This window comes from Pseudomonas batumici, from assembly GCF_036585405.1.
Taxonomy (GTDB): Bacteria; Pseudomonadota; Gammaproteobacteria; order Pseudomonadales; family Pseudomonadaceae; genus Aquipseudomonas; species Aquipseudomonas batumici.
Window position 1 is genome coordinate 5769524 of the sequence record NZ_CP144470.1, and the last position, 19597, is coordinate 5789120.

20 protein-coding genes and 1 pseudogene are annotated in these 19597 nt (G+C 61.5%); 13 read left to right on the forward strand and 8 right to left on the reverse strand.

Annotation, left to right across the window (positions count from 1 at the left end):
* Positions 1-8: 8 nt before the first annotated feature.
* Positions 9-2036, reverse strand: a complete 2028-nt coding sequence (locus NUH87_RS26365) for a type VI secretion system tip protein VgrG (RefSeq protein ID WP_338523293.1) — start codon at positions 2034-2036, stop codon at positions 9-11.
* Between the two features lie 546 nt (positions 2037-2582).
* Between NUH87_RS26365 and NUH87_RS26370 the strand changes: the two genes are divergently transcribed.
* Both NUH87_RS26370 and NUH87_RS26375 read left to right on the forward strand, forming a co-directional pair.
* The gene (locus tag NUH87_RS26370) at positions 2583-3566 is read left to right on the forward strand and encodes a hypothetical protein (RefSeq protein WP_338523294.1); all 984 of its coding nucleotides are present in this window, start codon (positions 2583-2585) and stop codon (positions 3564-3566) included.
* Positions 3567-3668: 102 nt separating this feature from the next.
* A pseudogene (locus NUH87_RS26375) lies at positions 3669-4435 on the forward strand (sulfite exporter TauE/SafE family protein).
* A 33-nt stretch (positions 4436-4468) separates the two neighbouring features.
* On the opposite strand, the gene NUH87_RS26380 reads toward NUH87_RS26375, so the two are convergent.
* Both NUH87_RS26380 and NUH87_RS26385 read right to left on the reverse strand, forming a co-directional pair.
* Entirely contained in the window at positions 4469-4798 is a 330-nt protein-coding gene (locus NUH87_RS26380) for an EscU/YscU/HrcU family type III secretion system export apparatus switch protein (protein WP_338523295.1), read from the reverse strand.
* On the reverse strand, positions 4795-6375 hold the full coding sequence (locus tag NUH87_RS26385; protein ID WP_338523296.1) for a flagellar hook-length control protein FliK: 1581 nt from the start codon (positions 6373-6375) through the stop codon (positions 4795-4797). Before NUH87_RS26385 ends, NUH87_RS26380 begins: the two co-directional genes overlap by 4 nt.
* A 250-nt stretch (positions 6376-6625) precedes the next feature.
* On the opposite strand from NUH87_RS26385, the gene ccmA reads away from it, so the two are divergent.
* From ccmA to NUH87_RS26440, 11 genes are all read left to right on the forward strand, one after another.
* Positions 6626-7207 (forward strand): cytochrome c biogenesis heme-transporting ATPase CcmA, encoded by a 582-nt coding sequence (ccmA, locus tag NUH87_RS26390; RefSeq protein WP_338523297.1) that lies wholly within the window; start codon positions 6626-6628, stop codon positions 7205-7207.
* Positions 7204-7872: a heme exporter protein CcmB gene (gene ccmB / locus NUH87_RS26395; protein WP_040065759.1), complete on the forward strand. Its 669-nt coding sequence runs from the start codon at positions 7204-7206 to the stop codon at positions 7870-7872. Before ccmA ends, ccmB begins: the two co-directional genes overlap by 4 nt.
* Positions 7873-7917: 45 nt before the next feature.
* Positions 7918-8676: a heme ABC transporter permease gene (locus NUH87_RS26400; RefSeq protein WP_338523298.1), complete on the forward strand. Its 759-nt coding sequence runs from the start codon at positions 7918-7920 to the stop codon at positions 8674-8676.
* A complete protein-coding gene (gene ccmD, locus NUH87_RS26405; protein WP_040065763.1) occupies positions 8673-8849 on the forward strand; it encodes a heme exporter protein CcmD in 177 nt (58 codons plus the stop codon). Before NUH87_RS26400 ends, ccmD begins: the two co-directional genes overlap by 4 nt.
* A complete protein-coding gene (gene ccmE / locus NUH87_RS26410) occupies positions 8846-9301 on the forward strand; it encodes a cytochrome c maturation protein CcmE (RefSeq protein WP_040065765.1) in 456 nt (151 codons plus the stop codon). The genes ccmD and ccmE overlap by 4 nt, the downstream gene beginning before the upstream one ends.
* Before the next feature lie 3 nt (positions 9302-9304).
* Positions 9305-11278 (forward strand): heme lyase CcmF/NrfE family subunit, encoded by a 1974-nt coding sequence (locus tag NUH87_RS26415; RefSeq protein ID WP_338523299.1) that lies wholly within the window; start codon positions 9305-9307, stop codon positions 11276-11278.
* Positions 11275-11811, forward strand: coding sequence for a DsbE family thiol:disulfide interchange protein (locus NUH87_RS26420; protein ID WP_040065771.1), 537 nt, complete (start codon positions 11275-11277; stop codon positions 11809-11811). The genes NUH87_RS26415 and NUH87_RS26420 overlap by 4 nt, the downstream gene beginning before the upstream one ends.
* A complete protein-coding gene (locus tag NUH87_RS26425; RefSeq protein ID WP_338523300.1) occupies positions 11808-12278 on the forward strand; it encodes a cytochrome c-type biogenesis protein in 471 nt (156 codons plus the stop codon). Before NUH87_RS26420 ends, NUH87_RS26425 begins: the two co-directional genes overlap by 4 nt.
* Positions 12275-13474, forward strand: coding sequence for a c-type cytochrome biogenesis protein CcmI (ccmI, locus tag NUH87_RS26430; RefSeq protein WP_338523301.1), 1200 nt, complete (start codon positions 12275-12277; stop codon positions 13472-13474). Before NUH87_RS26425 ends, ccmI begins: the two co-directional genes overlap by 4 nt.
* Before the next feature lie 10 nt (positions 13475-13484).
* Positions 13485-13880, forward strand: coding sequence for a hypothetical protein (locus NUH87_RS26435; RefSeq protein ID WP_338523302.1), 396 nt, complete (start codon positions 13485-13487; stop codon positions 13878-13880).
* A gap of 192 nt (positions 13881-14072) precedes the next feature.
* A complete protein-coding gene (locus tag NUH87_RS26440; RefSeq protein WP_338523303.1) occupies positions 14073-14711 on the forward strand; it encodes a DUF5666 domain-containing protein in 639 nt (212 codons plus the stop codon).
* A 151-nt stretch (positions 14712-14862) separates the two neighbouring features.
* On the opposite strand, the gene NUH87_RS26445 is transcribed toward NUH87_RS26440, so the two are convergent.
* The 5 genes from NUH87_RS26445 to hyi all read right to left on the reverse strand — a co-directional run bounded on the left by NUH87_RS26445 (position 14863) and on the right by hyi (position 19584).
* Positions 14863-15861 carry a sulfate ABC transporter substrate-binding protein gene (locus NUH87_RS26445; RefSeq protein WP_338523304.1) on the reverse strand — a complete coding sequence of 333 codons (999 nt, stop codon included), beginning with the start codon at positions 15859-15861 and terminating at the stop codon, positions 14863-14865.
* 92 nt (positions 15862-15953) lie between these two features.
* Complete coding sequence (locus NUH87_RS26450) at positions 15954-16778, reverse strand: ion transporter (RefSeq protein WP_338523305.1); 825 nt, start codon at positions 16776-16778, stop codon at positions 15954-15956.
* Positions 16779-16825: 47 nt separating this feature from the next.
* A complete protein-coding gene (locus NUH87_RS26455) occupies positions 16826-17731 on the reverse strand; it encodes an urea transporter (RefSeq protein WP_338523306.1) in 906 nt (301 codons plus the stop codon).
* Between the two features lie 164 nt (positions 17732-17895).
* Positions 17896-18786: a 2-hydroxy-3-oxopropionate reductase gene (locus tag NUH87_RS26460; protein ID WP_338523307.1), complete on the reverse strand. Its 891-nt coding sequence runs from the start codon at positions 18784-18786 to the stop codon at positions 17896-17898.
* A 15-nt stretch (positions 18787-18801) separates the two neighbouring features.
* Positions 18802-19584: a hydroxypyruvate isomerase gene (gene hyi, locus NUH87_RS26465; RefSeq protein ID WP_338523308.1), complete on the reverse strand. Its 783-nt coding sequence runs from the start codon at positions 19582-19584 to the stop codon at positions 18802-18804.
* Between the last annotated feature and the right edge of the window lie 13 nt (positions 19585-19597).

The following is a 19597-nucleotide window of genomic DNA, read 5'->3' on the forward strand; positions in this document are numbered from 1 at the left end:
ATGGTGATTCAGTCGGAAAAGCCGGTTACCAACAATGGCGCGCGCTGCTTCTGTTCCTGCCCCCCGCCGACGAGTGTTTTGCCCCGTCGCGACGAGGGCAGCGCCTGTTCCACCGCCCCCGGCAGCAACGGCCCCTTGATCCGCGGCCCCGAACCGACGCCCGCATCCTCGTTCGCCTTGGGCCCATTCAAGGTGATGCCGTTGCCGTCGAGCTTGATGAAGTGTTCGCCGACCTTGAGGGTCAACTCCTCTCCCGCGTCGATCACCCCCTTGACCCCGGCCCGCAGGTGGATTTCCTGCCCGGCTTCGATGAAATAACCGAGCCCGGTCTTCACCTGCAGGCTATTGCCGACCATCAGGCTGTCATCCCCTTTGACTTCGACGCGGCGGTCCTGATGGACGGTGTGGTGTTCCTCCGCCTGAAACTCGGAGTAGCTGTTGGCACCGATGCTTTCATGCCGTTCATGGCCGACCTGCACATGCTGGTCGTGTTCGATGTGCTGCTCAAAATCCCGCTGGGCATGTAGGTAGATCTGTTCCTCGCCCTTGCGGTCTTCGATACGGATTTCATTGCTGCCGCCACCGCCCGGGCTGCTCAGGCTCTTGAACACGCTGCGGGTCTTGTGCGCCGGTAGCGGGTAGGGCGCTTGCTGTACCGCGTTGTTCAGGCAACCGACGACCAGCGGCTGGTCCGGGTCGCCTTCCAGAAAGGTCACCAGCACTTCCATGCCGACCCGGGGCAAGCTGACGGCGCCATGACCGGCCCCGGCCCAGCTGGACGCTACCCGCAACCAGCAACTGCTTCGTTCACCGGTTTCGTCCGAACGGTCCCAGTGAAACTTCACCTTGACCCGACCATATTCGTCGCAGTGGATCTCTTCGCCGGGCGGGCCGGTGACGATGGCGGTCTGGGCATTGAGGCGACGGGATTCGCGCACGTGCAGCGGCGGACGAAAGAACACATCCCAGGGCGTAGCGAGAAAGCTGTTGCGGTAGCCCTGGCGGAAATCGCCGTCGGTACGGGGCGCAGTTGCTGCCGACTCCTCCAGCACCTGCGGCTGCTTGCCTTCGTGGGTCAGGTGGGTCAGCAGCCAGAGGGCGTTCCAGTACGGCTGTGGGTGGTCGGTCAGGGGCAGGAAGTGTCCACTGGCCAGCCGTGGTTCATTGCTCTGACCCGAGGCCTGTCGGTAGTCGCTTCGATGGCTTTCCAACTGGCGCCGGTTGCGCTGTCGGCCGTGTTCGTCGCTCCTGTAGCGACCCGGGTAGCGGTAATCCTCGAGGTCCGGCTGGGGCAGGGGATGGAACACGCAGGCGCTGCTTTCCAGCCCCGCGCCGGGGTGTTCGAAGTCGTAGTCACGCAAGGTCGCCCGGGTGCTGCGTGTCTCCAGGCGCAGGTCGAAGGCGGTGATGCCAGGTCGTTGCGCGACCCTGCCGTTGTCCGGCCGGTACGGCACACTGTCGGGCAGTGGGCGGAAGTAGGTCTGGTCATCGCCGAAGGCCAGGTGATGACCCTGCGGGCTGTGCTGGAAGTGATAGTGCAGGCCGTCCTCTTCGCACAGCCGCTGGATGAAATCCAGGTCGGACTCGTTGTACTGCACGCAGTATTCGCGAGTCGGCAAGGGCTGGGCGAGGTTGAAGCTGAAGGCATTGCCGAGGATGCCGTGCTCCTTGAGCACCTGGACGACGATCTGCGGCACGCTCTGGTTCTGGAAGATGCGCCGGTTGAAACGGTGGCCCAGATAGGTCAGCTGCGGAACCAGCGTGAGCTGATAGTACGTCCAGCGCTGGCCGGTGTCGCCCTGGCCGATGCCGTAGACCTGGCCGTGAATACCCGTACCAGCTTCGTTGAAAGCGAGAAAGCCCTGTCGGTGCAACAGATCGTCGAGGTTGAGGTCCGGGTGCCGGCTGACCAGTTCCAGTTCGAAGCGGTAGGGTTGGCTGATGGCCTCCGTGCCCTTGAACGCCAGGACTTCAAGCCCGTGCTCGAAACCAGGGAGGCTGAAGGTGAAGCGGGGTTGATTCGCCGAGGTGAACATCCGTTGTTCCTCCTGCAAGGGGAAAGCACGGAGTCTGGACCCGTCGGTAGTAGTGTTGAAGGGTGGAAAACAAAATCAGAGTCAGGCTACAAGGCCCTACTTTGGCGGGCTGTAGGGCAATGTAGGAGCAAGGGTCAAAGCCTTGCAGGATCGTGCCGATGAACTGGCGCCGCGCCAGGGGTATTCGTTGCAGACCTTGATCGGGGAGATTTGGTCGGTGACTTGAGTGGGTGATAGTTGTGCCTGAGAGAAAAACGGCCATTCAATTGTTGCAATTAATTTCAGGTGAAATGTTCCTGGATGACAGCAAGTCCTACAAGGAAATCGCCATTTAGAGCTGTTGCTCTCAACGGTGCGCGACACATGTTGTGTGAACTATCTTACATATCGATTTTTCCAGGGTGAATTAAATCACTTTGGCGCGTTCTTGCCCCGTGTTAAAGGATTGACAGGATTGAGGGTGTCTATCTAAATTGGAATTGTCCAGTGCGCGGTTGGACAAAATAAACAGTGGGGAAGTACACATGAAAACAAAAGGGCGAAATCATGAGCTCGGCATCATTACAAAGTCGCTTCGAAATAGTTGAACAAAACAAGTCGATGCAACAGTTTGGTGAGATTTTTATTGAGGCGTTAACCCGTCATCTCGAAAATTTAAAAATACCAGTCCGAGCTATATTCGACAATTTCCGGAGGGAGGCTATATTCGCGCAGGTTGATCAAATAGCTGAGATTCAGAGTGCGATGCACGAAGTACTTTGCCATCCGACCACTCAAGAAGCTCAGACCTACGCCGAAAATACATTTAAAGCCTTTCTCAAAAAAGACAAGGCAGATGCTGGTGTTTTGAAATTTTTCAATGGCTGGAATGAAACCCACAAAACAACCAGCTTAGTCTCCGCCAAAATTATCATGCGTTTATCTGCGGACGCTCTATCCGTATCTGCCGAAAAGCGAGCTGGATACCATAACGTTATGGCACACATGCATGAGGTTGCGAAAGATGATTTCGGCCTCGGGCACAAAGGGCATGATGGCATGTACGGTTATATGACGGCGGCCTTCGGTGCGCCTGGCTGGGTAGAAAGTCAGTATAAAGTTGATGAGTGTGAAGCGTTCTCTGCATTCCTCTACGCTACTGGCGTAGCGGAACATAAATCCCCCATGAGTTCTATTGAGCATAAACAATCCATCATGGATGCTATGATGGTCTCCATCGCTTCAGAGCTTTGGAACGGACGAGAATATAATTTTCTCGCTCAATACATTGAGGAAAAACTTCTTTCTTTCAATCCCTTGTTGAGCAGCAACGTTCAGAACCTGCGAAATGCAAAAGGATATGTATTGGGCCATGCTGGAGAGGTAGAAAACAAGCACGGCCTACATGCTTTGGCGGCAGCACAAACTTATGGTCGAACGGTAGACCTAAGATTTGAGGTTGATCGCCTAAAGGAAATAATGCTCGATTACAACCAGCGTGTTGGAAAAGCATTCAGTTTCTTGCATGCGGCTTTGACCTCGACAAGCTGATGTGTCAGTGATACTCATCCTGGATGCTCGTATATCCAAGCCTCCATCGATAGGACTTCGTAATGCCTGGTCAAGAATGCAAATCCTGGCTGGATATTTTGTATGGACTTTGAATACTCCTTAATTGTGTTAGGTGTTTTTGCTTTTTGCGGTGGCTTGATTGATGCGGCCGTTGGCGGAGGTGGACTTGTACAGCTGCCAGCACTTTTACACGCTTTACCCCAATACAGCTTGGCTACGGTTTTTGGAACCAATAAGCTATCTGTTTTAGCGGGTAACTTCTCTTCCATATTCACCTATCTCAAAAGAATAAAAATCATATGGAGGCTTATGCTTCCGACTATGATTTCAGCTTTTATATTTGCCTTCTTTGGCGCGCTCTCTGTTTCGCTCGTTCCAAAGAGGCTTATGGAGTATGTTGCTTTTTTTATTTTGATAGTGATGGCTGTTTATACTTTTGTAAGAAAAGATTTGGGTCGAGTCGGTTGTGATATTCAAATTGGAAAGAAAGAAACTCTGTTGGGGATTTTTTTTGGCGGATTAATCGGTTTTTATGATGGTGTGTTCGGGCCTGGTAGCGGCAGCCTTCTACTTTTTATTTTTGTAAGATGTTTTGGGTTCGATTTTCTAAATGCATCAGCTTCAGCAAAGCTGGTTAATTTAGGAACATTTAGCGCGGCGCTAATATTTTTTATCCCGTCGGGTAATGTTTTATGGGGATAGGTGGAGTCGTTGCTGTGTGCAATATTGCAGGCTCTATTGCTGGGGTTTTTTTAGCACTGCGTTATGGAAGTGGCTTTATTCGAATATTCTTTTTGATTTTACTTGTTTTTCTCATTGGGAGGATGGGAGTATCCATATTCTTATAAGTCAATTTTGCGCGCTGTGAATGATTTTCCGAATCAGTAATCCTCCCCACGCTCAGTAATATCTTTCTCTATCGGCAGTGCACTGGGATCCTGGCCAGCCGGGAATTTTCCCTTGAGGTTCCAGGCAAAGGCAATGATCTCGGCGATGGTCCGGTACAGCTCTTGCGGAATGCTGTCGCCCAACTCCATCCGCGCGAGCAGTTTCACCAGCTCGGCATTTTCGTAGATCGGTACTTCATAGTCCCGGGCCAGCTTGAGGATGGCTTCGGCCAGTTCCTCGTCGCCCTTGGCGGTGAGGGTCGGGGCTTGCTGGCCGTCGTACTTGAGGGCAATGGCCTGGCGTGGGGTGTTTGGATTCTTCATGCGGTTTCGTCGACCCAGCGTTGTTCCAGTCGGGTTTGATTGCCCTGGGGCGGAGTGCCTTGATGGCAATCGAGATCGCTGACATTCAGGCCCGAGGCGCGCAGGCGCTCGCGCAGCTCGCCCAATTGGCTGGCGATCAGGCTGGCGGTGTAGGGCCGTTCGGCCCACAACTGGCTGGACAGGCTGCCGCGCACCAGTTGGGCCTGGACTTGCAAGGGGCCCAGCGGTTCGAGGTCGAAGGCCAGTTCCACCCGCCACAGTTGTTCTTTCTGCTCGCGCTTCTCGTGTTTTTCCTGCTGCGCTTGCTGCTCCTTTTCCTCATGCTGGATCTTGATCTGCAAGGGCACGATGTCGTGCAGGTTGCGCATGGGAATTTCCAGTTGCCAGGTGGTCTGCAGATTGCCCTCGGGTGTGCGCCCGGTCTGCTCCAGGCTCGACAGTTGATGGGTTTGCAGGCGCGAAACGGCGGCGGCGGCCAGGCGCAGGAGGTTTTCCAGGTCGCCTTCGCCAGCGAGGCTTTGCAGCAAGCGCGACGGCAGCGGAAAGCTGATCGGCTGGGTGGACTCGCCGACCTGGCCGAGCGTGCCCAGGGCGCTGCGGACAAAGCCCGGCAGCGCGCGGGCGAGCATGCTGGCGGCGGCCCCGGGGTCGAAGCCCGGGCCACCAGGCACTTGCGGCATGATCTGGGCGATCAGCCGCAGCAGGTTGCTTTTGAGGTCTGGTGTCAGGGCCGGGTTTTGCCCTTGCAACAGATTGGCCTCCAGGAACAGCCCGCTGTTCTGCAGGGCCTGGGCCAGGCCTTTGGGGGTGCTCAACTGATGGATGTCGGGCAGGTCCGCCAGCAGGGTGTTGATGGCCGCCCGCAGGTCGTCGGGCAACTCGGCGTTGCGGGGCAGGTTCTGCAGGGTGTTGATCAGGCTGTCCAGAGAACCTTGGCGACCTTGTTGGGTGATCAGTTGCTGGGCCACCGCCAGTTGTTCCTGGCGAGCGGCAAGCGGCACCAGGCTCAGGCTCTGCGAGCCCTGCACCAGGGCGCTCAGCAGGCTGCCGAGGCGCAGCGGTTGCGGGCTGTCGAGGGTCAGGGTGGTGCCGCTCAGGTCGGTGTTGAGCAGGGTTACCAGCGAGCGATAGACCGCTGGCTGTCCGGGGGCTTGTGGCAGTGCCTGGGTGGTCATGACCTTGCCTTGCAGCAGGGTTCCGACCGGCAGTTGCGTGGTGTCCAGTCGGGTCAGGGCGGCGACGCTGGCGCTCAGGGCCTGCTGCACGGTGATGGCCAGGTTGCCGGGCGACGGTTGGGTCACGACGACGCTGGCGCCTTGCGGCAACGGCTGGTTGCTGCTGGCCTGCACGGTGGTCTGGCGACCGTTGTCGGTGGTGACCTTGAGCAACAGCTGGAAGGTCTGGTCGGTTTGGTCGGTTTGCTTGAGGGAGAGGACTTCGGCCTGGGCACTCTGTCCGGGGGCGATCAAGCCTTCCAGCGGCGGTGTCAGCTGCAGCAATTCGCTGGCCAGCAGCATCGGACGGCTGTTGGCCGGGATCAGCTGGGGCACGGGGAGGATGGTGAATTCGCCTGTCATCGGGTCGCAGCCTGTCGAAATAGCCCTCTTTGGAGTAAGGCATCACATGTATAATGCGCTGCCATCCCCCGAAAGTGTGTCCAAAATAGCGCAAAAATTGACACAGCTCTGTGGGGCGAGCTGCAAAAGCATTTATTCTGCTTCACTTTAACGGCTGCACCCGTGCCGACTTGAACTGTAAAAAGGCCTCGATCATTTGACCAGCCCTCTTCTAGAAGCCTTGGCGCTCGCCTGTGAGCGGGACGGGCGGATGCTCTTCGAGCACCTCGAGTTGCAGCTGCGTCCCGGCGATATGTTGCAGATCAGCGGCCCCAACGGCAGCGGCAAGACCAGCCTGTTGCGCCTGCTGGCCGGCCTGATGCAACCGACCGCCGGCGAGGTACGACTCAACGGACAGCCCTTGAATGCCCAGCGTAGCGAGCTGGCGCGCATGCTGTTGTGGATCGGTCACGCCGCAGGGATCAAGGATCTGCTCACTGCCGAAGAGAACCTGCGCTGGCTGTGTGCCCTGCATCAGCCGGCCGGGCGCGAGGCGATCTGGCAAGCCCTGGCGGCGGTCGGGCTGCGTGGTTTCGAAGATGTCTCGTGCCACACCTTGTCCGCCGGCCAGCAGCGTCGCGTGGCCCTGGCCCGGCTGCACCTGGACAGCCCGCCACTGTGGATTCTCGACGAGCCTTTCACCGCCCTGGACAAGCAGGGTGTCGCCGAGCTTGAAGAACACCTGGCCGGTCATTGCGAGCGCGGTGGCATGGTCGTGCTGACCACTCACCACACGCTGGCCCGGGTGCCGACCGGTTACCGCGATCTCGACCTGGGACGGTGGGCTGCATGAGTGTCTTCGGCCTGTTGTTCGCCCGCGAAGCGCGCCTGCTGTTCCGTCGTCCGGCGGAGCTGGCCAATCCGCTGGTGTTCTTCGCCATTGTGGTGGCGCTGTTCCCGCTGGCGGTCGGCCCCGAGACAAATATGTTGCAAACTTTGTCTCCGGGACTGGTCTGGGTCGCGGCCCTGTTGTCCGTCCTGCTCTCGCTGGACGGGCTTTTCCGCAGTGATTTCGAGGACGGTTCGCTGGAGCAGTGGGTCCTTTCGCCGCACCCCCTGGCCCTTCTGGTCTTGGCCAAGGTACTGGCACACTGGGTTTTTTCCGGTCTGGCCCTGGTCCTGCTCGCGCCCTTGCTGGCGCTGATGCTCGGTTTGCCCGGCGCCTGCTTGCCGGTGCTGCTGTTATCGCTACTCTTGGGTACGCCGGTACTGAGTCTGCTCGGTGCGGTGGGTGCGGCCCTGACGGTGGGATTGAAGCGCGGTGGCCTGTTACTGGCCCTGCTGATCCTGCCGCTGTACATCCCGGTACTGATTCTCGGCAGCGGGGCCTTGCAGGCCGCGTTGCAGGGCATGCCGGCCACGGGGTACCTGCTCTGGCTGGGCAGCCTGGCCGCCCTGGCGGTGACCCTGACACCTTTTGCAATAGCGGCTGGCCTGAAGATCAGCGTCGGCGAATAATGAGGTCTGGTCGGTTGATGACCAGCAAAGACCCTTGGATGTACCGTGATGAACTGGACTTGGTTTCATAAGCTGGGCTCGCCCAAATGGTTCTATGGCATCAGCGGGCGCCTGCTGCCCTGGCTGAGCGTGGCCGCCGTGCTGTTGATCGGCGTCGGCGTGGTCTGGGGCCTGGCCTTCGCGCCGCCGGACTACCAGCAGGGCAACAGCTTTCGCATCATCTACATCCACGTGCCGGCGGCCATGCTGGCCCAGTCCTGCTATGTGATGCTGGCGGTCTGCGGTGTGGTGGGGCTGGTGTGGAAGATGAAGCTGGCCGATGTCGCGCTGCAATGCGCCGCGCCCATCGGTGCCTGGATGACCGCCGTGGCGCTGGTCACCGGGGCCATCTGGGGCAAGCCGACCTGGGGTTCGTGGTGGGTCTGGGATGCGCGCCTGACCTCGATGCTGATCCTGCTGTTCCTCTATTTCGGCCTGATCGCCCTGGGCAACGCCATCAGCAATCGCGACAGCGCCGCCAAGGCCTGTGCGGTGCTGGCGATTGTCGGGGTGATCAATATCCCGATCATCAAGTACTCGGTGGAGTGGTGGAATACCCTGCACCAGGGCGCGACGTTCAGCCTGACCGAGAAGCCGGCCATGCCCGTCGAAATGTGGCTGCCGCTGCTGCTGACGGTGCTCGGTTTCTACTGCTTCTTCGGCGCCGTGGTGTTGCTGCGCATGCGCCTCGAGGTGCTCAAGCGCGAGGCCCGGGCCAGTTGGGTCAAGACCGAAGTCCTGAACGAGCTGGGGGTGGCCCGATGAGTTTTGCCAGCTTCGGCGATTTTCTCGCCATGGGCCATCATGGTTTGTATGTCTGGTCGGCCTACGGCATCTGCCTGGCCGTGCTGGCCCTGAACGTCGCGGCGCCGATCCTGGCCCGTCGGCGTTACCTGCAACAAGAGGCGCGTCGTCTGCGCCGGGAGAATGCCAAGTGAACCCGTTGCGCAAGAAGCGCCTGATCATCATCCTCGCCATCCTGGTCGGCGTCGGCGCTGCCGTGGGCCTGGCCTTGAGTGCGCTGCAGGAAAACATCAACCTGTTCTACACCCCGACCCAGATCGCCAACGGCGAAGCGCCCCATGACACGCGGATCCGCGCCGGCGGCATGGTGGAAAAGGGCTCGCTGCAACGCTCCAGCGACTCGCTGGACGTGAAGTTCGTGGTCACCGATTTCAACAAGTCCGTCACCATTACCTATCGCGGCATCCTGCCGGACCTGTTCCGCGAAGGGCAGGGCATTGTCGCCCTGGGCAAGCTGAACGCCGATGGCGTGGTGGTGGCCGATGAAGTGCTGGCCAAGCATGATGAGAAGTACATGCCGCCAGAGGTCAGCAAGGCCTTGAAGGACAGCGGTCAATCCGCCCCCACACAAGCGAAGGAGGGTTGATCCATGGTTCCTGAGTTGGGCCATCTGGCCATGATCCTCGCGCTGTGCTTCGCCCTGGTGCAAGCCGTTGTCCCACTGTTCGGCGCCTGGCGCGGCGACCGCCTGTGGATGAGTCTGGCCCGGCCGGCGGCCTGGGGGCAGTTTTCCTTTCTGGTGTTCGCTTTCGGGGTGCTGACCTACGCCTTCATGACCGACGACTTTTCCGTCAGCTATGTCGCCAACAACTCCAACAGCGCCTTGCCCTGGTACTTCAAGTTCAGTGCCGTGTGGGGTGCCCACGAAGGTTCGTTGCTGCTCTGGGCCTTGATCCTAGGCGGCTGGACCTTTGCCGTGTCGGTGTTTTCCCGGCAGCTGCCGCAGGTGATGCTGGCCCGGGTGCTGGCGGTGATGGGCATGATCAGCACGGGGTTCCTGCTGTTCCTGATCCTGACCTCCAACCCGTTCTCGCGGATCCTGCCGCAGATTCCGGCGGACGGTCGCGACCTCAACCCGTTGCTGCAGGACGTCGGCCTGATCGTTCACCCGCCGATGCTCTACATGGGCTATGTCGGCTTCTCGGTGGCCTTCGCATTCGCCATCGCCGCCTTGCTCGGCGGTCGTCTCGACGCGGCGTGGGCGCGCTGGTCGCGACCCTGGACCATGGTCGCCTGGGCGTTCCTCGGGATCGGTATCACCCTCGGTTCCTGGTGGGCCTACTACGAACTCGGCTGGGGCGGCTGGTGGTTCTGGGACCCGGTGGAAAACGCCTCGTTCATGCCCTGGCTGGTGGGCACGGCGCTGATCCACTCCCTGGCGGTCACGGAAAAGCGCGGGGTGTTCAAGAGCTGGACCGTGCTCCTGGCGATTGCGGCGTTTTCCCTGAGCCTGCTGGGGACCTTCCTGGTCCGTTCCGGCGTGCTGACCTCGGTGCATGCCTTCGCCGCCGATCCGGCGCGGGGCGTGTTCATCCTGATCTTCCTGCTGTTCGTGGTGGGCGGTTCGCTGACCCTGTTCGCCCTGCGCGCCCCGGTGGTGAAAAGCCATGTGGGCTTCAACCTGTGGTCGCGGGAAACCCTGCTGCTGGGCAACAACCTGGTGTTGGTGGTGGCGGCCTCGATGATCCTCTTGGGCACGCTGTACCCGCTGGTGCTCGATGCCCTCAGTGGCGCCAAGCTGTCCGTCGGCCCGCCGTACTTCAATGCCTTGTTCATTCCGCTGATGGCCCTGCTGATGGGGGTGATGGCGGTCGGTATTGTGGTGCGCTGGAAGGACACCCCGGTGAAATGGCTGCTGGGCATGCTGACCCCGGTGCTGTTGGGCAGCGTTGCCCTGGCGGTGGTGGCCGGGCTGGTCTACGGCGATTTCAACTGGGCGGTGCTGGCGACTTTCCTGCTGGCGGCCTGGGTGCTGCTGGCCGGGGTCCGCGACATCCTCGACAAGACCCGTCACAAGGGCCTGGTCAAGGGCCTGCCAGGCCTGACCCGCAGCTACTGGGGCATGCAGCTGGCGCACCTGGGTATCGCGGTCTGCGCCCTGGGCGTGGTGCTGTCGAGCCAGGAAAGCGCCGAGCGCGACCTGCGCATGGCGCCGGGCGAGTCCATGGAGCTGGCCGGTTACCACTTCGTTTTCGAAGGCGCCAAGCATGTCGTAGGGCCGAACTTCACCTCGGACCAGGGGACGATCCGGGTGATCGAAAACGGCAAGGAAGTGGCGCTGCTGCACCCGGAGAAGCGGCTGTACAGCGTGCAGCAATCGATGATGACCGAAGCCGGGATCGACGCCGGTTTCACCCGTGACCTCTACGTCGCCCTCGGCGAACCGCTGGAAAACGGCGCCTGGGCGGTGCGGGTGCACGTCAAGCCGTTCGTGCGCTGGATCTGGTTCGGCGGCCTGCTGACCGGGCTCGGCGGTGCGTTGGCGGCGCTGGACCGGCGTTATCGGGTCAAGGTGAAAAGCCGCGTTCGTGAAGCGCTGGGCATGAGTGGAGCGACGGCATGAAGCGTTGGTTGATGGTGTTACCGCTGGCGGTGTTCCTGGTGGTGGCGGTATTCCTGTATCGCGGGCTGTACCTGGATCCGTCCGAGCTGCCGTCGGCGATGATCGGCAAGCCGTTCCCGGCGTTCTCGCTGCCCAATGTGCAGGGCGACAAGACCCTGAGCGTGGCCGATCTGCAGGGCAAGCCGGCGCTGGTGAACGTCTGGGGCACCTGGTGCATTTCCTGCCGGGTCGAGCACCCGGTGCTGAACAAGCTGGCCCAGCAGGGCGTGCTGATCTACGGCGTCAACTACAAGGATGACAATGCCGAGGCGCTGAAGTGGCTGAACGAGTTCCACAACCCGTACCAGCTGAATATCCGCGACGGGCAGGGCACCCTGGGTCTGGACCTGGGCGTCTACGGCGCGCCGGAGACCTTCTTCATCGATGCCAAGGGCGTGATTCGCTACAAGCACGTCGGGGTGATCGACGAGACGGTCTGGCGCGAACAACTGGCGAGTGTGTACCAGTCGCTGGTGGACGAGGCCCGGCCATGAAGCGCTGGTTAGCCGCGGTCGCCCTGGGCCTGGGTCTGGCCGGCGTGGCCCATGCCGCCATCGACACCTATGAGTTCGCCAATGACGCCGAGCGTGAACGCTTTCACGACCTGACCAAGGAACTGCGCTGCCCCAAGTGCCAGAACCAGGACATCGCCGATTCCAACGCGCCGATTGCCGCCGACCTGCGCCGGGAGATTTTCCGCATGCTCGGCGAGGGCAAGGACAACCAGCAGATCATCGACTTCATGGTCGACCGCTATGGCGACTTCGTGCGCTACAAGCCGGCCCTGAGTGGCAAGACCGCCTTGCTCTGGTTCGGCCCGGCCGGCCTGCTGCTGGGCGGCTTCGTGGTGATCGCGGTGATCGTTCGCCGTCGTCGCGCCGAGGGCGCCGCTGCCCCGGATGCGCTTTCCGCCGAGGAGCGCCAGCGCCTCGACCACCTGCTGGATAAAGAAAACGAATGATTGATTTCTGGCTCGCTACCGGTCTGTTGTTACTGATTGCCCTGAGTTTCCTGTTGATCCCGATCTTGCGCGATCGTCGCGTGCAGCGTGAAGAAGATCGCACCGCATTGAACGTTGCCCTCTACCAGGAGCGTGTGGCCGAGTTGCAGGCGCAGCAGGCCGAAGGCGTGCTCAGCGCCGAACAGCTGGACAGCGGGCGGGCGGAAGCGGCCCGCGAGTTGCTGGCCGATACCGAAGGCGTGGCGCCGGCCCGGGTTTCGCGGCTGGGCAAGCCGTTGCCGCTGTTGGCGGCGCTGCTGGTACCGGTGCTGGGGTTGGGGCTGTACCTGCATTTCGGTGCCAGCGACAAGGTCGAGCTGACCCGTGAATTCGCCCAGGCGCCGCAATCCGTGGAAGAGATGACCCGGCGTCTGGAACGGGCGGTGGCGGCCCAGCCGGATTCGGCCGAGGGCCTGTATTTCCTCGGCCGCGCCTACATGGCCCAGGAGCGTGCGGCCGATGCGGCGAAGGCGTTCGAGCGCGCGGTCAAGGTCGCCGGACGTCAGCCGGAGTTGCTCGGGCAGTGGGCCCAGGCGCAGTACTTTGCCGATGGCAAGCGATGGTCGCCGCAGGTCCAGGCGCTGACCGACGAAGCCCTCAAGATCGACCCGAAGGAAGTCACCAGCCTGGGGCTGCTGGGGATCGCCGCGTTTGAGGGGCAGCGTTACCAGGAGGCCATCGACTACTGGAAACGTCTGCTGGCGCAATTGCCGCCGGACGACGGTTCCCGTGCGGCGTTGCAGGGCGGTATCGACCGCGCCGGTGAAAAGCTGGTGGCGGGTGGCGGCAAGGTTGCCGAGGCGCCTGTGGCCAAGGGCGCGCTGTTGAAAGTACGGGTCGAGTTGGCGGCCGAGCTGAAGGCCAAGGTCCAGCCGGGCGACAGCGTCTTCATCTTCGCCCGGGCGACCCAGGGGCCGCCCGCGCCGCTGGCGGCCAAGCGCCTGACCGTCGCCGATCTGCCGGCGACGGTCGAATTGAGCGACAGCGACGCGATGATGCCGCAATTGAAACTGTCGGGCTTTCCCGAGGTCCAACTGGTCGCGCGGGTGTCCCGGGCCGGCCAGCCGACGGCCGGCGAATGGGTCGGACGCAGCCAGCCCCTGGCCAGCAGTACCGCCGCGCAACAGCACCTGACCATCGACAGCCCGGATAAATAGAGAATTCGCCATGACCGCCATTGCTCGCTTCACCCTGTTAACGCTGGTCCTCGGGTTGAGCGCTTGTGCGGTCCAACACCCGCCGACGCCGGGGGAGCCGACGATCCGGCCCTCCGGTCCCTCGACCCAACCTTATCCACCGTCTACGCCGGGCAAGCCGATCCAACCGAGCAAACCTCGTCCGAGTTTCTCACCGACTTTTGCCCCGCCACCGGGGGGTAACAGTCACTGGGACGGGCGGATGGGCGTCTATGTCCTCGACAACCAACCCAACACCTTCTATCGCCAGCGCACCTACTATCGCTGGGACAATGGTTGGAGCCGCTCCGTCAGCCCCAACGGACCGTGGGAAGACACCGATATCCATGGCGTGCCGCCTGGCTTGGGCAAGCAGTTCGGACAGTGAGTGAAAATGGCGACCCCAATGGGTCGCCGTTTTTTTTCGGGTGTCATTTTGCAATGCCCGGAAACATGCCCTCCCTATGGAGAGCGAAAGCGCGAAGGCGATATTTTCATCTCCGAATCCTGTTATCAGCGCTATAACAGTCATGTTGAATCCAGAACCGTTCACATCCCCACCCAAGGAACCTGACGTCCCATGAATTCGATTTTCGGCAAGTTGGCCCGCCGCAGTGCGTTGGCCTCGGCGATGAGCGTGGCGGTATTGATGTCTGTCGGCGTGGCACAGGCAGCCGATGCTCCGGCCCAGCGGGTCGCGGTGCGCGGGGAGATCATGGCGCTCGAGGGCGATGCGCTCAAGGTCCATACCCTTGGCAATGAAGATGTCACGGTGGGGCTGACCAAGGACACCCAGGTCCGCGGCGTGACCCTGGCCAAGATCTCCGATATCAAGCCCGGCAGCTACATCGGCACGGCGGCGATGCCCGGCCCTGACGGGACACTGACGGCGATGGAAGTTCACGTGTTCCCGCCGGAAATGGCCGGCACCGGCGATGGCCATCGGCCCTTTGACCTGGCACCTGGCAGCAGCATGACCAATGGTCGCGTGGGTGAATTGAAAGTCGCCAATGGGCGCACCCTGACCCTCAATTACAAGGGCGGCGAGAAGACGGTGGTGGTGCCGGAGAATGTGCCGGTGGTCAACTTGATGCCGGGGGATCGCAGCCTGCTCAAGCCGGGGGTGAAAGTGATGCTGTCCGCGGTGCCGGGGGCGGATGGCAAGCTGACGGCGATGGGGATTTTTGCGGGCAAGGATGGGGTCAAGCCGCCGATGTAGCGGCCAGTCAATCATCTTTATAGGAGCCGGCTTGCTGCGGGCGGCGTTCCGACGATGGCGGTCGGCTGGGCGCCACAAGGCTTGAGGGCCTCATCGCCAGCAAGCTGGCTCCTACAGGGTTCGCGGTGTTTTCAATGCCGTGTGATTGCAGTTACTTGCCGTTGTAGATCTGGTCGAACACGCCACCATCATTGAAGTGGGTCTTCTGCACCGTGCGCCAGTCGCCGAAGGTCTGCTCCACCGAGAGGAAGTCGACTTTCGGGAAGCGGTCGGTGAACTTGGCCAGTACCTGCGGATCACGTGGGCGCAGGTAGTTGTTGGCGGCGATTTCCTGGCCTTCCGGCGACCACAGGTATTTCAGGTATTCCTCGGCCGCCGCACGGCTGCCTTTCTTGTCGACCACCTTGTCCACCACGCTCACCGGCGGCTCGGCCTCGGCGGATACGCTCGGGTAGATCACTTCGAACTGGTCGCGACCGAACTCGCGGGCAATCATTTCCGCTTCGTTCTCGAAGGTCACCAGCACGTCGCCGATCTGGTTGGTCATGAAGGTGGTGGTGGCGGCACGACCGCCGGTATCGAGCACTGGCGCCTGCTTGAACAGCTTGCCGACAAAGTCCTTGGCCTTGTTCTCGTCACCGCCGTTCTTGAGCACATAACCCCAGGCCGACAGGTAGGTGTAGCGGCCATTACCCGAGGTCTTGGGGTTGGGCACGATCACCTGGACACCGTCCTTGAGCAGGTCCGGCCAGTCTTTCAGGGCCTTGGGGTTGCCCTTGCGCACGATGAACACGGTGGCCGAGGTGAACGGCGCGCTGTTGTTCGGCAGGCGGCTGACCCAGTTGTCCGGCAGCAGCTTGCCGTTGTCCACCAGGGCGTTGATGTCGGTGGCCATGTTCATGGTGATCACGTCCGCCGGCAGGCCGTCGATGACCGAGCGCGCCTGTTTGCTGGAGCCGCCGAAGGACATCTGCAAGGTGATGTTCTCATTGTGCTCGGCCTGCCAGTGCTTCTGGAACGCCGCGTTGTAGTCCTTGTAGAAGTCACGCATCACGTCGTAGGAAACGTTCAGCAAGGTCGGTGCGGCCTGGGCCAGGTTGGCAAAGGCCAGGCCCGCGGCGAGAAGTGAGGCGCCAAAGAGTTTTTTCACTGCGCAGTCCTTGTTTCAGCTGAGAGAGGGGCAATTTGCCAGCCACTATAACGGCGCTGGTATAGTCATTTAAAGATTAAAAAATACTTTGCTTATTCTATTTTGGTGTATAGCGCATTCCCGCAACGGGAGCAGAAAGAGGCTTCCGGTTCGTGGCTGTTTTTCCCGCAGACCGGGCAGTCGTGCTTGTGCGAATCGCCGCGCATGGCGCTGGCCAGTTCGGCGGTGAAGATCCCGGTGGGCACGGCGATGATCGAGTAACCGGTGATCATCACCAGGGATGAAATCACCTGGCCCAGTACGGTCTTGGGCACGATATCGCCATAACCCACCGTGGTGAGGGTAACGATAGCCCAGTAGATGCCCTTGGGAATGCTGGTAAAACCATGTTCCGGGCCTTCGACCACGTACATCAGGGTGCCGAACACGGTCACCAGGGTGCAGACGCTGAGCAGGAACACCAGGATCTTCTGCTTGCTGCCGCGCAGGGCGTCGAGCAGGTAGTGGGCCTGTTTCAGGTACGGCCCGAGCTTGAGTACCCGGAAGATCCGCAGCATGCGGATGATACGGATGATCAGCAGGTATTGGGCGTCGCTGTAGTAGAGCGCGAGGATCCCCGGCACGATGGCCAGCAGGTCCACCAGCCCGTAGAAGCTGAAGGCGTAGCGCAGCGGCCTGGGCGAACAGTACAGGCGCACCAGGTACTCGACGGCGAAGACCAGGGTGAAGCCCCATTCGATATAGGCCAGGGCTTCGGCGAAGTGTTGGTGAAAGCTCTCGATGCTGTCGAGGATCACGGTCACCAGGCTGGCGAGAATGATCAGCAGGAGGATTTTGTCGAAGCGCCTGCCGGCGACGGTGTCGGATTGGAAAACCATGACGTAGAGCCGCTGGCGCCAGTCGTTGTTACTGTTCATGAGGTGTTGCCCAAGCTGTCGATGGGCGAAGGGTGGGGGATTGCCGATCAATGCGCAAGCCGGCGGGCGGGCCCGCTGCCGTCGCTGGTCTGGCGCAGCACGCGGGCCCCGGCGCGGATCAGCCAGCAGGCGAGGATAAAGGGAGCGGTCAATGGCGCCAGGCCGAGGGCGGAAAAGCCGGGTGTCAACACGATCGCCAGGACGATGCCGATCAGCGTCGGCCACGGCGTGCGATGCTGCTGGCTCAAGGCGAGCGCTACCAGGGCCGGGTTGTAGCCGGCCAGTCCGAGCAGGGCTTGTGGCGAAGGATCATGGAGGAGGGCGAACGCCAGCCCGGCTGCACTGCCGAGGGCGGCCCAGGCGGCAGCCCGGCGATTGGCGAGCAGCAGTCCGATGAGGATCGACAGGCCCGCGAGGGGGTGGTCGAGGAACATGATCTGGCCCAGGCCCATGAGGGTGGCGTTGGCATAGGTGAGGGTGCCGTCGAGGGGCAGCGGCAAGCTGTGCGGCTGGCCCTGGGGGGCGAACGCCAGCAACAGCCAGCCCACGCCGACAAAGGGGGCGGTGTAGGCGGGCAGGCTTTGAGCGTCGCCGGCGTGCTTGAGCCATTGCCGGACCAGGATCGCGCCCAGGCCCGAGGCAGCGATGATCAGCGGCGGGATCAGGGCCGACCAGGGCAATTGCAGGCTGATCAGCAGGCCCAGCAGCACACCGTTGTAGCTGTAGAGACCGGCCTGGCGTTCGGCCTTGGGGTAGCCGCGACGTTGGGCGGTGAGCAGGCCGGCCAGGCCGCCCAGCAGCGCGCCGCCGAGCAGGGTCGGTGCCGTCAGGACAATTGCCAGCAGGCAGCAGAGACCGCAGAGCGGATGGCGCTGGAGGAAAATCTGGCTGAAGCCGTTGAGCAGGGCGGTCGCCCAGTCGGGACAGTGGGGCGTGTTGGCGATCTTGCTCATGGTGTGTGTCAGGGGAACTCTTCAATCAAGACCGAACGCGTTCAACTGTAGGAGCCCAGCTTGCTGGCGATAGCGGCCGATCAGGCGATGCAAGGCTCACTGGCCTCATCGCCAGCAAGCTGGCTCCTACAAGTATCGTGTTCAGCCAAACGGACTGCGCTGTTCTAGCGCTCGCGAATCGAGAAATTCGCCATGTGCTCCAGGCCCTTGATCAGCGCCGAGTGGTCCCACTGGCTGCCGCCGATGGCCGCGCAGGTGCTGAACACCTGCTGGGCATTGGCGGTGTTCGGCAGGTTGATATTCAGCTCGCGGGCACCGGCCAGGGCCAGGTTCAGGTCCTTCTGGTGCAGGCTGATGCGGAAGCCCGGGTCGAAGGTGCCCTTGATCATGCGCTCGCCATGCACTTCGAGGATTTTCGACGAGGCAAAGCCGCCCATCAGCGCTTCACGCACCTTGGCCGGGTCGGCGCCGTTCTTCGCCGCGAACAGCAGCGCCTCGGCCACCGCCTGGATGTTCAGGGCGACGATGATCTGGTTCGCCACCTTGGCGGTCTGGCCGTCACCGTTGCCCCCCACCAGGGTGATGTTCTTGCCCATGTTCTGGAACAGCGGCAGGGCGCGGGCGAAGGCCTGGGCGTCGCCGCCGACCATGATGCTCAGGGTGGCGGCCTTGGCGCCGACTTCACCGCCGGACACCGGGGCGTCGAGGTACTGCGCGCCGGTTTCATTGATCCGCGCCGCGAACGCCTTGGTGGCAGTGGGGGAGATCGAGCTCATGTCGATGACGATCTTGCCCGGGCCGACGCCGGCGGCAATGCCGTCGGCACGAAACAGCACATCCTCGACCTGCGGGGTGTCCGGCACCATGACGATGATGAATTCGGCTTCCTGGGCGACTTCCTTGGGGTTCGCCAGGGCAACCGCGCCGGCGCTGACCAGGTCGACCGGAGCGGCGTCGTGGTGGCTGGACAGGAACAGGCTGTGACCTGCCTTTTGCAGATTGGCGGCCATGGGCTGGCCCATGATACCGGTGCCGATAAAACCGATTTTAGCCATGAGAATGTCCTCTTCTTATAGTGCGTTATGGGTTTTCAACCAGCCCAGCCCGGCTTCGGTGCTGGTCAATGGCTTGTATTCGCAGCCGACCCAGCCCTGATAACCGATGCGGTCCAGGTGCTCGAACAGGAACCGGTAGTTGATTTCCCCGGTCCCCGGTTCATGCCGCCCGGGGTTGTCGGCCAGTTGCACATGGTTGATCTCGGCCAGGTGGTCGGACAGGGTCCGTGCCAGGTCACCCTCCATGATCTGCATGTGGTAGATGTCGTATTGCAGGAACAGGTTGGCGCTGCCCACCTGCTGGCGAATCGACAGGGCCTGGGCCGTGGTGTTCAGGTAGAAACCGGGGATATCGCGGGTGTTGATCGCTTCCATCACCAAGCGGATGCCGACGGCCTCAAGCTTGCCGGCGGCGTACTTGAGGTTGTCGACGAAGGTCTTTTCCAGGAAGGCGTCGTCGAAGCCCTGGGGGCGGATGCCGGCCAGGCAGTTGATCTGGGTATTGCCCAGCACCTGGGCATAGGCGATGGCCAGGTCGACCCCGGCGCGGAACTCCTCGACCCGGTCCGGGTGGCAGGCAATCCCGCGCTCGCCCTTGGCCCAATCACCGGCCGGCAGGTTGAACAACACCTGGGTCAGGCCATGGGCGTCGAGCTGCGCCTTGATCTCGGCCGAATTGAAGTCATAGGGGAACAGGTACTCCACACCGCTGAAACCGGCATCGGCGGCGGCCTTGAAGCGGGCCAGGAAATCCTGTTCGGTGAACAGCATGGAGAGGTTGGCGGCAAAGCGTGGCATGGTGGTCTCCTTG